Below are 14,583 nucleotides of genomic sequence, written 5' to 3'. Positions count from 1 at the left end.
CTTTACGGCACTTGCGATGCGCGCCCCGCACCCGGCCATTCGCCGCACGACAGGCGAGCGACAGTCGGCGTGACCCACGAAGCCCGGCCGGCCGTTAGCGGGTCGGCTCGGAGTGAGTCGCGTAGTAATCGGTCGCCTTCGGTCCGGCGGCTTTGCCGGCGCCATAGGGCTGATCCGGCGATGGTGTCTGATAGCCCGGCGGCGGTTCGGTCAGCGAATTGCGCGTCGGCTCGCCGGTGAAGCGCACCGCCTTGTTGTCCTTGTCGGCGCCGAACATGCTGTTCCAGATACCGCCTTTGTAGCCGAGCTCGCTCGGCGACAATTGATTCTGGAAGTCGCCCTGCGCCGAACGATAGCTGTCGTAGCCACTGCCACTGCCGCTGGACCGGCTCCTGCCCGCCGCCGAACGGCCGGGCGTCAACTGATCCGCACGCAGCGGGTTCTGCTCCCGCTCACGCTCGTCACTGACGTTGCGGTTACGCTCGAGGCGCGCCGCTTCCTTGCGGCGCTCGACGTCGGGATCCTTCGGCCAGGCCGGGTTGGCGGTAACCGCGTCGGCCCGCTCGGGCGGCGGCAGGTCGCGTCCGGGCGGAATCACCAGCGGGGCGCGTTCCTGATAATTGATCGCCTCGCCGTCGCGCTTGAGGCCGAGGCCTTCCATCAGCCCGCGGAGGACCTTCTGGTCGATCGACGGCTCGTTGTCTTCGGCGCGGGCCGGCGCGGCGGTCAGGGCCACGGCGAGCGCAAAAGCGCAGGCGGCGGTCGCGGTCGCTTTCGTCAGCGGGCGTGTCGGGCGCATCGAGTTCATTCCGATCCTGGCCTAGAACAAGCTGAAATCCTTGAGGATTTCGGCGGACTACAACGGACTATTGCGGCGGATCAGGGCGCTTTTACGGCGCGGTCCCCTCGCAGGGATTCATACAGCAGCCCGATCACCCCGGCAACGATGGCGGCGTCGGCGAGGTTAAAAACGTACCAGTTAAACCGCCAGGTGCCGGCCGAAACGTGGAAAAACACGAAATCGAAGACCCAGCCATAGGCCAGGCGGTCGATGGCGTTGCCGATCGCCCCGCCGATGATGAGCCCGAGCGAGGCCGCGGTCAGCCGGTCGGTCACCCGGGCGAGCCAGACCCAGAGGGCGATCACGGCCGCGATCTTGAGGCCGAGCAAGGTCCATTGGCCGAGCGAACTGTCCGTCTGGAACAGGCCGTAGCTGATGCCGGTGTTGCGCACGAAGACAAAGTCGAAGAAAGGGCCGAGACGGATCGGAGTCCGGTTCGGTAGGTCGTAGACGAACATCAGATACAGCTTGGTGGCCTGATCGAGCACGCAGGCGGCGACCGCGATGGCAAGGCCGAAGCGGGTCATCGGGCCGGAGAGGTAGGAAGCGCGCGGCATCAGTTCACTCACCTCTTTGGTCGCGGCGATCACCTCTCCCGCGGTCATTGCCGGGCTTGACCCGGCAATCCATGTGGCAATGCCGGAGAGAAAGCGTCGGCACTGCCCTCACAGGCTGGAGACCATCATGGATGCCCGGGTCGAGCCCGGGCATGACGCGAAGCGGATGGCTATCGCCCCCATCAACTACGACACCCTACTCCGCCGCCTTGCGCATGGCGTCCCATTCGCGCAGCGCCTGAGCGTCGCGCGGCGAAACGTCCGGGTATTCCGGATCGGCGCCGATGGTGGTCAGGATCTTCCACGAACGCGCGCATTTAGTGCCTTCGGCGAGATTGGGCACCACCGCCACGCCGGACACGTCCGGCGCGCGGAAAGCGCCGTCAGGACCTTCGTCGCGCACGAGCGTCAGCGCCGAGGTAATGCACACCTCCGCCATGTCGACATCGGCGACGGCCTCGAACAATTCCTCGTTCGACACATGCACGATCGGATGCGCCTCCAGGGACGAACCGATGCGCTTTTGTGCGCGCTCGATCTCCAGCGCGCCGGTGATGACGCGGCGAACCGTGCGGACCTTGCGCCACTTCTCAGCGAGCTTGTCGTCGCGCCAGGCGGCCAGGACCTTCGGAAAATCTTCGAGATGCACCGACTTGGCGTCCGCACCATAACGCGACAGCCACGCCTCTTCCGCCGTGAAGCACAGCATCGGCGCGAGCCAGGTCACGGTGCAGCGGAACAGATAGTCGATGACCGTCAGGCTCGCCTTACGCGTCGTCGACGAATAAGGATCGCAATACAGCGCATCCTTGCGGATGTCGAAATAGAAGGCCGACAGATCCGAGGTCATGAAGGCCGACAAAGCGGCGAAAATCTTCTTGTAGTCGAAATCGGCGTAAGCCTGCCGCACCACTGCATCGAGCTCGACCAGACGATGGAGCATCAAGCGCTCGAGCTCGGGCATCTTCTCGGCGCTGACGCGCTCATCGTCCTTGAAATGCGCGAGCGAGCCCAGCATCCAGCGGATGGTGTTGCGCAGCTTGCGATAAGTGTCCGCCGTGGTCTTGAGGATCTCCGGCCCGATGCGCAGGTCGTCGGCATAGTCCGAGGCGCAAACCCACATGCGCAAAATGTCGGCGCCGGACTGCTTGATGACGTCCTGCGGCGCCACGACGTTGCCGAGCGACTTCGACATCTTGCGCCCGTTCTCGTCGAGCACGAAGCCGTGCGTCAGCACGACGTCGAAAGGCGCGCGGCCGCGCGTGCCGCAGCTCTCCAGCAGCGACGAGTGGAACCAGCCGCGATGCTGATCCGAGCCTTCCAGATACATCACGGTGTCATCGCCGCCATCGACCTTGCGCTTGATGCCGGCGAGCTGGGGGAAATGCAGCGCATCGTCGAGCACGAAGGCATGCGTCGAGCCTGAGTCGAACCAGACGTCGAGAATGTCGTCGACCTTCTTCCAGCCTTCGGCCGCTCGCTTGCCCAGGAAGCGCTCGGCGGCACCTTCCTTGTACCAGGCATCGGCGCCTTCGGCCTCGAAGGCTTCGACGATACGCACGTTCACGTCCGGATCTTGCAGGATATCGACCGAGCCGTCCGGCCTCTCCTTGATGAAGACCGCGATCGGCACGCCCCAGGCCCGCTGGCGCGAGATCACCCAGTCCGGGCGGCTCTCGATCATGCCGTTGATGCGGTTCTCGCCGGCAGCGGGCACCCAGCGCGTTTCGGCGATGGCGTCGAGCGCGCGTTCCCGCAAGGTGCGCTGATCGTTCCGCGCAATGCCCGGCGACGATGCCGCGCCGATGGACAGCGAAAACTGCTTGTCCATGGCGATGAACCACTGCGGCGTGTTGCGGAAGATGACCGGCTTCTTCGAGCGCCACGAGTGCGGATACTGATGCTTGAGGCGGCCGCGCGCGATGATCATGCCGGCTTCGATGAGCGCCTTGATCACCGCTTCGTTGGCGTCGCCCTTCTCGCCCTTGTCGTTGATGACACGCTTGCCGGTGAAGCCCGGCGCGGCATCGGTGAGCGCGCCATTCTCATCGACGGTATAGGGGATCGACGAATTGATGCCGCGGGCCTCGAGATTGGCGCGGTTGGCGATCCAGACGTCGAAGTCTTCACGACCGTGGCCGGGCGCGGTGTGCACAAAGCCGGTACCGGTGTCGTCGGTGACGTGATCGCCGGCGAGCAGCGGCACGGTGAAGTCGTAACCCTTGCCGGCGAAGGGATGCTTCAAAGTCAGTTCAGCGAGTACCTCGGCCGGGACATCGGCAACCTTGTCGTAGGCAGCGACGCGCGCCTGCTTAAACACCTCGCCCGCAAGATTTTCCGACAGGATGAACAGGTCGCCGAACTTCGCCCAATTGTCCGGTGCGGCATCGGTGACCTTGTAGAGGCCGTAAGCGATCTTCGGCGAGAACGAAACCGCGCGATTTCCTGGCAGCGTCCACGGCGTGGTGGTCCAGATGACGACCGATGCATGCGAGAGGTGCTCAGTCAGCGTCAGCCGGTCCGTGTGGGTGCCGGCATTGCGCGCAAGGACATCAGCGTCCTTGACCGGAAACTTCACCCACACCGTATCGCTGGTGTAATCCTCGTACTCGATCTCGGCTTCGGCCAGCGCGGTCTTCTCGACCACCGACCACATCACCGGCTTCGAGCCACGATAGAGCGTGCCGTTGGTCGCGAACTTCATCAGTTCGCGCGCGATCTGCGCCTCGGCCGGGAAGCTCATCGTTGTGTAAGGGTGCTGCCAATCGCCCTCGACGCCAAGACGCTTGAACTCGTCGCGCTGTACGTTGAGCCACTTCTCGGCATAGGCGCGGCATTCCTGACGGAATGCGACCATTGCCTCCGGATTGGAGAAGTTCGGCTTGCCCTTGTTCTTGGAGCGGTAGTTCTCTTCCTCGATCTTCCACTCGATCGGCAGACCGTGGCAGTCCCAACCGGGCACGTAGTTGGAGTCGTAGCCGAGCATCTGCTGGCTGCGCGTCACCACGTCCTTGAGGATTTTGTTCAGCGCGTGACCGATATGAATGTTGCCGTTGGCGTAAGGCGGCCCGTCGTGCAGGACGAACTTCTCGCGTCCCTTCGCGTTCTCGCGAAGCTGCTTGTACAGATCGGTGTCCTGCCAGCGCTTGAGGAGTTCGGGCTCCTTCTGCGGCAGGCCCGCGCGCATCGGAAAATCCGTCTGCGGCAGGAACAGGGTCTCGGAATAATCGCGCTCTGGTTTCGACATGGGACGGGCTTGTAGCAGGGTGATTTATGAGGCGAAAGGCCGGGGCTCTTTGCTGTCGCCCCGGGCGAGCGCGCGACAACGCAGGGTCAAATCATGCCCAGAATCGGAAACGCCCCGCCCGATCGCGCCAGCGCGTCTTTGGCGCGGGCCGCATCGTCGTCCATCTGGCGCTTGAGCGCGTCGATGGACGCGAACTTCTGCTCGGACCTGATCCAGCCGATGAAGGCGACGTCGACCCGCTTACCGTAGAGGTCGCCCGAGAAGTCGAACAGGAACACCTCCAGCAAGGGAGCCCCATTATCAAACATGGGACGCCGGCCGAAGCTGGCGACGCCGTCATAACGCGTGCCGTCGACGTCCATGCGCACGGCGTAAATGCCGTGCTTGAGGCCGCAGGCCGGATCGAGCCGGATATTGGCGGTGGGGAAACCGAGATCGCGGCCGCGCTTTTCGCCGTGGATCACCTCGCCGGCGATGAACCAGGGCGCGCCCAGAAGCTCGGCGGCCTCCACCACCTTGCCGTCGGTCAGCGCCGTCCGCACCGCGCCGGACGAGACCGGCCGCCCCTCGTCCTCGAGCGGCGGCACGATGTCCACGTCGAAGCCGAGCGTCGCCCCCTGGCCAGCGAGATAGGCCGGCGAGCCGGCGCGCTTGTGGCCGAAATGGAAGTCGAAACCGATGGCGGCGCCGCCGACACCCAGGCTCTCGACCAGGATTCGCTCGATGAAGTCCTGCGCCGACGTGGCAGCGAGCGCCGCATCGAAACGCATGATCACCGCGCCATCGAGCCCCGTGGTCGCCAGCAGCCGCAGCTTGTCGCGCTCGCTCGACAGGAGAAACAGTCCATCCTGCGGCCGGAAGAACTGACGCGGATGCGGCGTGAAGGTCAGGGCCGCCGCCTTGCGCCCGAGCGCGCGGGCGCGCGTGAGCGCCGCGCCGATCACCGCGCGATGGCCGCGGTGCACGCCGTCGAAATTGCCGATGGCCACGACCGCGCCGGCAAGCGCTCCGGCGTCGACGCCCTCGGCGCCGCCGTGCACGACGTGGAAAGCGTTTGGAGAGCGAGGGGGCTGCTTCATCAGAACTGGAACATCTTGCGGCGCGTGTTCAAAGCTTTCCCCACTATTTCGTCAAGCGGCCTGATCATGGGCAAGACGGTTAGCGTGAGGTTAACAAAGTTTCAAATTAACGGAGTATTCAGCGCCCGTTGTTACCGTCCGGCACCCTTTTGAGAGGACCCGCGCGCGGGCCGTTGCCATGGCTGTAGATCTGTCAATGCCGGTCCTGGTCGTGGACGACTACAACACCATGGTGCGGATCATCTGTAACCTGCTGCGGCAGTTGGGCTTCCAGAACATCGACGATGCCAGCGACGGCGCCTCGGCGCTGGAGAAGATGCGGGCGCGCAAATACGGCCTGGTGATCTCGGACTGGAACATGGAGCCGATGACCGGTTACGCGCTGCTCAAGGAAGTGCGCGCCGATCCGGCCCTGGCGGCGACGCCGTTCATCATGGTGACGGCCGAGTCGAAGACCGAGAACGTGATCGCGGCCAAGAAGGCCGGCGTGTCGAATTACATCGTCAAGCCGTTCAACGCCCAGACCCTGCGCAGCAAGATCGAAGCCGTGTTCCCGGATCTGCAGGTTCCGGCGGCTTGAGTTCACCTGGATTTTGAGCGCTGTCGTCCCCAATTCCGGGCCAGCGCGCTCGCCCGCCCGGGACGACCGAAATCACCACGCCAATTCGCGCATGACCGCTTTCGGCATGTCGCCGGCGGCGGCGAACACGGTCTTGAGGGCGCTCGTGTCGGGCTTGTCGCGGCCACCCACTTCCTCGGCATGGATGCCCGAGGTGACGAACAGGAAATCGATGCCGGCCGTGCGCGCGCCCTTCAGGTCCGTGCGCACGGAATCGCCGATCGCCAGCACGCGCTCAGGCGCCACCGTGCGGCCGGCCGCCTCCGCCGCCTTGGCAAGCGCCAAGTCGTAGATCGGCCGATACGGCTTGCCAGCGTAGAGCACCTCGCCGCCCATCGTCGCGTAGAGGTCGGCGATCGCGCCGGCGCAATAGACCAGCGTGTCGCCGCGCTCGACCACCACGTCCGGATTGCCGCAGATCATGAACGTCTTGCGCTTGAGCATCAGCTCGAGCCGCGCGCGGTAGTCGTCCGGCGTCTCTTTCTCATCGTCCACGAGCCCGGAACAGACGACATAATCCGCGCTTTCGAGCGGCGCGAAATGCACGTCGAGCCCGGTGAAGATCGACGCATCGCGTTCGGGACCGAGATGAAACACCGTCTGTCCCCGTCGCTGCACGATGACGCTGCGCGTGACGTCGCCGGAGGACACCACGGCATCGTAAGCCTCGCGCGGCACGTGCAGGCTGTCGAGCTGCCGCGCCACCACCTCGTTCGGCCGCGGCGCATTGGTCACCAGCACGACGGCCGCGCCACGCGCGCGCACACGCATCAGCGCGTCGCAGGCATTCGGAAAGGCAACGACGCCGTTATGCAGAACGCCCCAGATGTCGGAGAGAACGGCGTCGTAGTCAGGCGCCAGCGGAGCGAGATGCGGAAGCAAAGGCGGCAAGGTCATGACACGTCGCTTGGTTTTGCCGTTGGACCGGCAAGGACTTTCAATTCCCTCCCCCTGAAAGGGGGAGGGTCAGGGAGGGGGTCATTACATGGAATCGATGTTGCAGGGAATTGACCCCACCCGCCCGCTTGCAGCGGGCGACCTCCCCCTTTCAGGGGGCGGTAAGACAAGTCAGCTTGCCGCGGCGAACGCCGTGCCGGCCTGGGCGCCCGAGCCTTGCAGCGCCTCCGCCCGCACCGGGCGCGGCGCCGAGAACAGGAAGCCCTGGCCGAAGCGCACATCGTAGTCGAGCAGATCGACCACCATGTTCTCGCCTTCGATGCGCTCGGCGACCAGATCTATGCCGTAGCGCGCCAGCAGATCGGCGAGATCTTCCGGGTGAATGTCGGTCTGCAGGCCGCCGCTTTTTCCGACCAGGAGCTTCGCCGGCACCTTGAGGTGGCGGAAGCCGCGCTCGGACAGCTCCTTCGGCTCCAGCCGCAGGTCGGTGACGTTGTCCATCGAGAAGCGGAAGCCGAGTTCGGCCAGCGCCGCCAGACTTTCCTGTTCGATTGCGCCAAAGGCGCGATACGCGCGCTGGGTGAACTCGAACACCAGGGCCGGCGCCAGCGCGCGGTTGGCCTCCATGAAATCGAGGAACTGTTTGAAGTAGTTGGCGTCGGCCAAGGTGGTGGGGCTGACATTGCAGAACAGGCCGACGTCGCGGCTCTTGAGCTGCAACCGCCGCGTCACCTGCACGCAGCGGAAAGCCAACAAATTATCGATCTTCGGCATCAGGCCGGTGAGTTCGGCGATCTCGATGAAGTCGGCGGCGGGCAGGATGTCGCCATCGGTCGTCCGCAGTCGCGACATTGCTTCGTAGTAGCGCACCTTACGCTGGGGCAATGTCACGATCGGCTGCAGATAAAGATCGATTCGGTTCTCTTTCACCGCGTAGGCGACGGCTTCCGCCATCGCTTCGCGGGTCATCCCGCCGAACAAGCGCGGAACATCGACCGCCTCGTTCTCTTGCAGCGCGAGCGGCGCTTCCGGAGCCGTATCGACCGGCATGACCGGTTCGGGCTGCGAGGACACCAGCACGGGCCGCACCGGCAGCACGCCCTGCTCCTGCAACAACTCCTCGTGCGTCGCGACCGTGTCGGCAAGCTGGCGCATCAAGCCGCCGAGCTCGTTGATCTCGGCTTCGATCGGGTCGACGGCACCACGCGCGCGATTCACCGTCTCCGTCACATTGGTCTCGATGGCGTTGAGCCGGCGCGACAATTCCGCGACCTGGCGCGCAAGATCCGCCGTGCCGCGCGACAGATCGCCGATCTGACTGCCGAGCTCGCCGCGATCGCGCAGGCGGTTGCTGATGGTGTTATAGAGAGCGAGGCCGATCAAGAAGGCCAGCGCCACGATCGCCGACGTCGGCGCATCGACCTGGAAGGCAAGATAGAGGACCCCGCCGACCGAGGCGGCGATCGCTATCATGCAGATCGCGATGAAGATGGCGCTGAAACGACGCATGCCGTTGATCCTACCGGCCCTTTTTCCGCCGAAGGGCCCCTTCCCACAGTAATTTGATTCGCGCGAGCCGATTGTAATGTTCCCGACCTGGCGGGTCTGCGCAATAACGAACACCTGATATGGTAAGGGCCGGAAGCCGTTTATTCGCAGGAACTTGAGACTCTTGGAACCCCGCCGCTTTCCCCTCATCGCCTGGGCCGCCGCCGCGCCGGGCCAAGCCCTGGCCGCCATCCTGGCCGTGCACGCGCTGGTTTGGACCGTTCTGCCGACCCTCCTCTACCCCAACCTGCCGCTCGATCTGATCGAAGCGCTGCTCTATGGCCGCGAATGGCAGCTGGGGTATGACAAGCTGCCGCCCTTGCCGTGGTGGCTGGTGGAGATCGCCTACCGGATCGCCGGCCACGATTACGCTTATTACCTGCTGGCCCAACTCGCCGTGGTGTCGGCATTGGCGCTCATCTTCGTGATGGCGCGGCCGCTCACCGGCCCGCTCGGCGCCCTGGTCGCGGTGCTGATCGTCGACGGATTACATTACCTCAACTACACGTCGGCCAAGTTCAATCACGACGTCATCCAGCTGCCATTCTGGGCGCTTGCCGGTTATGCCTTTCATCGCGGCCTCCGGGTCGGACGGATGCGGGATTGGATTCTGCTCGGCCTCGCCGTCGGCCTATCGCTGTGGGCGAAATATTTCGTCGTCGTGCTCGCCGCGCCGCTGGCTTTGTTCGTCCTGGTCGACGCGCAGGCGCGACAGAGCCTGAAGACGCCCGGCCCTTACGTCGCAATGGCCGTCGCGGTCTTGGTGATGGCGCCGCATCTCGTCTGGCTGGTCCGCAACGACTTCTTGCCGTTTGGCTATGCCGAGCACCGCGCCGTATTATCGCGCGGCTGGTACGACCATCTGTGGCATCCGCTGCAGTTCGCCGTCAGCCAGCTCTTTTTTCTGATTCCGTCCCTGCTGATCGCAGCGCCGCTGTTTATTCCACGGCGCAAGCCCGGTGAACCACCCGTCGCTTCGCTCGCCGACGCGTTCGACCGGCGGATCGTCACCTGGCTCGCTTTCGGGCCGCTCGTCACCGTGTTGGCGATGTCCGCGGTGAGCGGCCGCGGCACCGTGGCGATGTGGGGTTATCCGCTGTTCCTGTTCTCCGGCGTATGGCTGGTGCTCGTGGCGGGGCGCGCGCTCGAACAGATGCGGCTCGCGCGCATCGGCATCACATGGGCCATTATCTTCACCGCTCTCGCGGCCGCCTTCGTCGTCAACTACGACGTATTGCCGCGCTTCGACCACCGTTACCGTGCAGTGTTCTTCCCCGGCGACGCCCTGGCGCGCGAGATCACCGACCGTTACCGGGCCGTGACCGGCCGCAAGCTCGCTTATGTGGTCGGCACGATGTGGGACGGCGGCAATGTCGCGCATTACTCGCCCGACCATCCACGCGTCCTGATCGACGGCAAGCCGGAGCGCGCGCCGTGGATCAATCTCAACGACCTGCGCACGCGCGGCGGTGTGGTGGTGTGGACGACCGGCGACCTCAAGGTGATCCCGATCGAATACCGCAACATCGCCGGCGAGGCGTCGGTGCAGCCGTCGTTCCTGCTGAAGGACCGGCGCGGCGATTCCAGCGTCAATGTCGGCTGGGCAATCCTGCTGCCGCAGCCGGCTTATGCGCAGATACGACCTTAACTTACTTGTCGTCCCCGCGAAGGCGGAGACCCATACGCCGTGCGCTAGCGATAAGCTGCGGCGTATGGGTCCCGGGCCTCGCTAACGCTCGCGCGGGACGACAACTGCTACGCCACCGCCTTGATCACCTTGGCGAGCTTGCCGAACATCTCGTCGATCTGCGCCTCGCTGACGATCAGCGGCGGCGACAGCGCCAAGGTGTCGCCGACGGCGCGGATGGTCATGTCCTGCTCGTGGAAGGCGCGGTCCATGGCTTCAAAGCCGCGCTTGCCGACACCATCCGGCTTGCTGGCGAGATCGATGCCAACCGTGAGGCCGATGGTGCGGATGTCGAGCACGTTGGGCAGGCCCTTGAGCGCCATGGCAGCTTCGCTCCATTTCGGCTCCAGCGCACGGGCGCGTTCGAAGAGCTTTTCCTCGCGATAGAGATCGAGCGTGGCGAGCCCGGCCGCGCAGGCGAGAGGATGCGCCGAATAAGTATAGCCGTGAAACAGCTCGACCACATGCTCGGGACCCTGCATGAAGGCGTCGTAGATGCCCTTGCGCGCCAGGACGCCGCCCATCGGCACGCTGCCGGACGTGATGCCTTTGGCGAAAGTGATGAGGTCGGGCACGACGCCGTACCGTTCGGCGGCGAAGGCATAGCCGAGGCGACCGAAACCGGTGATGACCTCGTCGAAGATCAGCAGGATGCCGTATTTGTCGCAAATGGCGCGCAGCTTTTGCAGATAGCCCTTCGGCGCGGCCAGCACGCCGGTCGAGCCGGCCATCGGCTCGACGATGACGGCGGCGATGGTCGACGCGTCGTGCAGCGCGACGATGCGCTCCAACTCGTCCGCGAGATGCGCGCCCCACTCCGGCTCACCGACGCTGAACGCCTGCTCGGCGCGGTTATAGGTATGAGAGAGATGATGGACGCCGGCCAACAGCGCGCCGAAATGCTTGCGGTTGTTGACGATGCCGCCGACGGCGATGCCGCCGAATCCGACGCCGTGATAGCCCCGCTCGCGGCCGATCATGCGCACGCGCGAAGCGTTGCCGCGCACGTTGTGATAAGCGAGCGCGATCTTGAGCGCGGTGTCGACCGCCTCCGAGCCCGAATTGCAGAAGAAGACGTGATCGAGATCGCCTGGCGCCAGCGCGGCGATGCGGCTCGCCAGTTCAAAGGCCTGCGGGTGCGAGAACTGGAAGGCCGGCGCGTAGTCGAGCTGACCGGCCTGGGCCTGGATCGCCTTCACGATCGGATCGCGGTTATGGCCGGCATTGGTGCACCAAAGGCCCGCCGCGCCATCGAGCAGCTTGCGGCCGTCCGGCGTGAAGTAGTGCATGTCCTTGGCGCCGGAGACGAAGCGCGGCCGCGCCTTGAAGGCCCGGTTGGCCGTGAACGGCATCCAATAGGGTTCGAGATCGTTGGGAACGGTGGCGACTTGAGCCATGAGAGACCTCACAAAATGCCTGAGCCTATCTCGGCCTCATGGTGAGGAGCGCCGAAGGCGCGTCTCGAACCATGGGGCCGCCCTCATCCTTCGAGACGCGGGCTTCCGGCTCCTCAGGATGAGGGCGGGACTAGGCTGCGCAACGGCTTAGCCGCTTTCGCCAATAATGACAAAGCGACAAACGGCTGCTACCACGCCGTTGACAATCAACATCCCTACACATTGTGCACGCGACTATGGCGAAACCCCACAAGCTCAAAGCCCGCCTGCCGCATGGCCTCGCCGACCGCGGCCCGGCCGAAATCGCCGCGACGCGTACGATGGTCGAGACCATCCGCACGACGTTCGAGCGCTTCGGCTTCGAGCCGGTGGAGACCCCGGCGATCGAATACACCGATGCGCTCGGCAAGTTCCTGCCGGACCTCGACCGGCCGAACGAAGGCGTGTTCTCGTTCAAGGACGACGACGAGCAGTGGCTGTCGCTGCGCTACGACCTGACCGCGCCGCTCGCGCGCTACGTCGCGCAGAACTATCAGTTCCTGGCGCTGCCCTACCGCAGCTATCGCTTCGGCTGGGTGTTCCGCAACGAGAAGCCGGGCCCGGGCCGTTTCCGCCAGTTCATGCAATTCGACGCCGACACGGTCGGCGCCGCGACCATGGCCGCCGACGCCGAGATGTGCATGCTCGCCTCCGACACCATCGAGGCGCTCGGCATTCCGCGCGGCGATTACGTGGTGAAGGTATCCAACCGCAAGGTGCTCGACGGCATCCTCGAAGCCATCGAGCTCGGCGGCGACGCCAATGCCGGCCGCCGTCTCACCGTGCTGCGCGCCATCGACAAGCTCGACCGCCTCGGCCTCGACGGCGTGCGCGATCTGCTCGGTCCCGGCCGCAAGGACGAGAGCGGCGACGTCACCAAGGGCGCGGGCCTCGACGAGAAGGCCTGCGACACCGTGCTCGGTTTTCTGCGCGTCGAAACGCACAACGTGCCGCAGATGCTCGACCAGATGGAAGCGCTGGTGTCCGGCTCCAATGCCGGCCTCGACGGTGTGAACGAGTTGCGTTCGATCGGCGAACTGGTGAGCGCAGCCGGCTATGACGACGGTCGCATCCGCATCGACCCGTCGGTGGTGCGCGGTCTCGAATATTACACCGGTCCGGTCTACGAGGTGGAGCTCACCTTCGAGATCAAGGACGAGAAGGGCCGGCCGATGCGCTTCGGCTCGGTCGGCGGCGGCGGCCGTTACGACGGTCTCGTCTCGCGCTTCCGCGGCGAGCCTGTGCCGGCTACCGGCTTTTCCATCGGCGTCTCGCGCCTGCAGGCCGCCCTCACCGCGCTCGGCAAGATTTCGTCGAAGCCGGACGCCGGGCCCGTGGTCGTCACCGTGTTCGACCGCGACCGCGTCGCCGACTATCAGCGCATGGTGTCGCAGTTGCGCGGCGCCGGCATCCGCGCCGAACTCTATCTCGGCAACCCGAAGAACTTCGGCAACCAACTCAAATATGCCGACAAGCGGGGCTCGCCTTGTGCCGTCATTCAAGGCGGCGATGAAAAAATGCGCGGCGAGGTGCAGATCAAGGATCTTATCCTCGGCGCCGAGATCGCCGGGCTGTCCAAAGAACGCGACGACTATCTCAAGAAGCAGGCCGAAGCGCAGTTCGCCGTCGCCGAGGACAAGCTTGTCGACGCGGTGCGGCAGGTGCTGGCTCGCCACGGACTTTCGTAAACCGTGCCATCAAACCGTCGTCGCAACGACACACGGCGTTAACGCCAAGCGGCTCTAACGGCGCACGCGCACGACGTTCGTCACCACGAATGCCGGTGTCGCATGCGTGGAACCGGGACGACCGTCCGCGCATTTCTTGTGCAATCCAGAACAAGAATGCGTCGAGGTGCGTGATGGCCGAACGTTGGTGCTACCCGGTTGCTCAGGCCATGCAACGGCACACCGGTTGCCGCTATGTGAAGCCGAAGGTCGCTCCGTCGACGGTGCCCGAGGAGGCGCCGCCCGCCGAACAGGCGGCGCCGGGCAAAAGCGCCCCACCCGCCGAAATCGTGCCTGAGCCTCAGCCGCTGTAATCCTCAGAGCGCGACAATGTCGTTCCCGAGCAGGGAGGGCGTGTCGTGGACCGGCGAGGTGTGGCCGAGCACCTGCTCCACCGCGTCGAAGCTGTCAATGAAGGTAAAATTCTCCGCCACCTTGTCGTCTGCGAAGCGCATGAAGTGCGCGACCCGGTAGCTGATGGTACGGCCGTCCGCCGTACCCCGCGCCGAGAGGCGGTTCAGCGAAGCGACGCGATCGCCATCGACCAGCAACAACTCAGTGGTGAACCTGAATACGCGCAGCACGGTCGGCACTGTCCGGCCGAGCAGATCGATCACCGCGGCTTTGCCGCGGCGGGTGCCGCAGAACGGCAGCAGGTCGACGGGGCCGCTGATGGTCCAAAGCACGTCGTCCCTCAGGAACGGTGCCACCCTGACCATGTCGCGCACGGCGTAGACCTTGAAAAAGGTCTCGGCGACCTCTCGCGATACGGCGTAGCCCATGGGCTGCCTCCCCACTTACCGCAGTAGACCCAAGTTGCATTGAAATTTTATTACGCTCAAGAGGACACGGCAGCTGATTACCGATCACGGGCATCGGTTCGCCGCGGCCGCCGGCAAAAATTTATTAACGACGGCAGGTATTTGGCTCAGAAAGCCGTTAAGG

At 64.8% G+C, this 14,583-nt stretch carries 12 protein-coding genes; 4 read left to right on the top strand and 8 right to left on the bottom strand.

The window, feature by feature from the left end; all coding sequences use genetic code 11:
• Positions 1 to 94: 94 nt before the first annotated feature.
• From DW352_RS24945 to DW352_RS24930, 4 genes are all read right to left on the bottom strand, one after another.
• Positions 95 to 808, bottom strand: a complete 714-nt coding sequence (locus tag DW352_RS24945) for a hypothetical protein (protein WP_115693865.1) — start codon at positions 806 to 808, stop codon at positions 95 to 97.
• Positions 809 to 879: 71 nt separating this feature from the next.
• Positions 880 to 1,398 carry a signal peptidase II gene (lspA, locus tag DW352_RS24940; RefSeq protein ID WP_425374673.1) on the bottom strand — a complete coding sequence of 173 codons (519 nt, stop codon included), beginning with the start codon at positions 1,396 to 1,398 and terminating at the stop codon, positions 880 to 882.
• 196 nt (positions 1,399 to 1,594) lie between these two features.
• Positions 1,595 to 4,645, bottom strand: coding sequence for an isoleucine--tRNA ligase (ileS, locus tag DW352_RS24935; protein ID WP_115693864.1), 3,051 nt, complete (start codon positions 4,643 to 4,645; stop codon positions 1,595 to 1,597).
• Between the two features lie 86 nt (positions 4,646 to 4,731).
• Entirely contained in the window at positions 4,732 to 5,724 is a 993-nt protein-coding gene (locus tag DW352_RS24930; RefSeq protein WP_115693863.1) for a bifunctional riboflavin kinase/FAD synthetase, read from the bottom strand.
• A gap of 178 nt (positions 5,725 to 5,902) precedes the next feature.
• Here DW352_RS24930 and DW352_RS24925 point away from each other — a divergent pair, with 178 nt between their 5' ends.
• Complete coding sequence (locus tag DW352_RS24925) at positions 5,903 to 6,304, top strand: response regulator (protein ID WP_115693862.1); 402 nt, start codon at positions 5,903 to 5,905, stop codon at positions 6,302 to 6,304.
• A 72-nt stretch (positions 6,305 to 6,376) separates the two neighbouring features.
• Here the strand turns inward: DW352_RS24925 and DW352_RS24920 are convergent, their stop codons facing one another.
• Together DW352_RS24920 and DW352_RS24915 are read right to left on the bottom strand one after the other, a co-directional pair.
• The gene (locus tag DW352_RS24920; protein ID WP_115693861.1) at positions 6,377 to 7,240 is read right to left on the bottom strand and encodes a TIGR01459 family HAD-type hydrolase; all 864 of its coding nucleotides are present in this window, start codon (positions 7,238 to 7,240) and stop codon (positions 6,377 to 6,379) included.
• 171 nt (positions 7,241 to 7,411) lie between these two features.
• Positions 7,412 to 8,749, bottom strand: coding sequence for an EAL domain-containing protein (locus DW352_RS24915; protein ID WP_115693860.1), 1,338 nt, complete (start codon positions 8,747 to 8,749; stop codon positions 7,412 to 7,414).
• A gap of 163 nt (positions 8,750 to 8,912) precedes the next feature.
• Between DW352_RS24915 and DW352_RS24910 the strand changes: the two genes are divergently transcribed.
• Entirely contained in the window at positions 8,913 to 10,436 is a 1,524-nt protein-coding gene (locus DW352_RS24910; protein ID WP_162827188.1) for a glycosyltransferase family 39 protein, read from the top strand.
• Positions 10,437 to 10,543: 107 nt separating this feature from the next.
• On the opposite strand, the gene aptA is transcribed toward DW352_RS24910, so the two are convergent.
• The gene (aptA, locus tag DW352_RS24905) at positions 10,544 to 11,872 is read right to left on the bottom strand and encodes an omega-aminotransferase AptA (RefSeq protein WP_115693858.1); all 1,329 of its coding nucleotides are present in this window, start codon (positions 11,870 to 11,872) and stop codon (positions 10,544 to 10,546) included.
• Between the two features lie 236 nt (positions 11,873 to 12,108).
• On the opposite strand from aptA, the gene hisS reads away from it, so the two are divergent.
• Together hisS and DW352_RS24895 are read left to right on the top strand one after the other, a co-directional pair.
• The gene (gene hisS / locus DW352_RS24900) at positions 12,109 to 13,599 is read left to right on the top strand and encodes a histidine--tRNA ligase (RefSeq protein ID WP_115693857.1); all 1,491 of its coding nucleotides are present in this window, start codon (positions 12,109 to 12,111) and stop codon (positions 13,597 to 13,599) included.
• A 173-nt stretch (positions 13,600 to 13,772) separates the two neighbouring features.
• Positions 13,773 to 13,952, top strand: a complete 180-nt coding sequence (locus tag DW352_RS24895) for a hypothetical protein (RefSeq protein ID WP_115693856.1) — start codon at positions 13,773 to 13,775, stop codon at positions 13,950 to 13,952.
• A gap of 3 nt (positions 13,953 to 13,955) precedes the next feature.
• On the opposite strand, the gene DW352_RS24890 is transcribed toward DW352_RS24895, so the two are convergent.
• Positions 13,956 to 14,420, bottom strand: a complete 465-nt coding sequence (locus DW352_RS24890) for a nuclear transport factor 2 family protein (protein ID WP_115693855.1) — start codon at positions 14,418 to 14,420, stop codon at positions 13,956 to 13,958.
• Positions 14,421 to 14,583: the final 163 nt, after the last annotated feature.

Origin of the sequence: Pseudolabrys taiwanensis (assembly GCF_003367395.1) — a bacterium.
GTDB lineage: Bacteria > Pseudomonadota > Alphaproteobacteria > Rhizobiales > Xanthobacteraceae > Pseudolabrys > Pseudolabrys taiwanensis.
Note: the sequence above shows the minus strand (reverse complement) of the source record. Positions and strands in the feature narration are given on the sequence as shown.

What these genes read in the sequence shown, in the direction of transcription:
- DW352_RS24945 (WP_115693865.1), bottom strand. Translation starts at nt 808, where the DNA reads ATGAACTCGATGCGCCCGACACGCCCGCTGACGAAAGCGACCGCGACC.
- lspA (WP_425374673.1), bottom strand. Translation starts at nt 1,398, where the DNA reads ATGCCGCGCGCTTCCTACCTCTCCGGCCCGATGACCCGCTTCGGCCTT.
- ileS (WP_115693864.1), bottom strand. Translation starts at nt 4,645, where the DNA reads ATGTCGAAACCAGAGCGCGATTATTCCGAGACCCTGTTCCTGCCGCAG.
- DW352_RS24930 (WP_115693863.1), bottom strand. Translation starts at nt 5,724, where the DNA reads ATGAAGCAGCCCCCTCGCTCTCCAAACGCTTTCCACGTCGTGCACGGC.
- DW352_RS24925 (WP_115693862.1), top strand. Translation starts at nt 5,903, where the DNA reads ATGGCTGTAGATCTGTCAATGCCGGTCCTGGTCGTGGACGACTACAAC.
- DW352_RS24920 (WP_115693861.1), bottom strand. Translation starts at nt 7,240, where the DNA reads ATGACCTTGCCGCCTTTGCTTCCGCATCTCGCTCCGCTGGCGCCTGAC.
- DW352_RS24915 (WP_115693860.1), bottom strand. Translation starts at nt 8,749, where the DNA reads ATGCGTCGTTTCAGCGCCATCTTCATCGCGATCTGCATGATAGCGATC.
- aptA (WP_115693858.1), bottom strand. Translation starts at nt 11,872, where the DNA reads ATGGCTCAAGTCGCCACCGTTCCCAACGATCTCGAACCCTATTGGATG.
- hisS (WP_115693857.1), top strand. Translation starts at nt 12,109, where the DNA reads ATGGCGAAACCCCACAAGCTCAAAGCCCGCCTGCCGCATGGCCTCGCC.
- DW352_RS24895 (WP_115693856.1), top strand. Translation starts at nt 13,773, where the DNA reads ATGGCCGAACGTTGGTGCTACCCGGTTGCTCAGGCCATGCAACGGCAC.
- DW352_RS24890 (WP_115693855.1), bottom strand. Translation starts at nt 14,420, where the DNA reads ATGGGCTACGCCGTATCGCGAGAGGTCGCCGAGACCTTTTTCAAGGTC.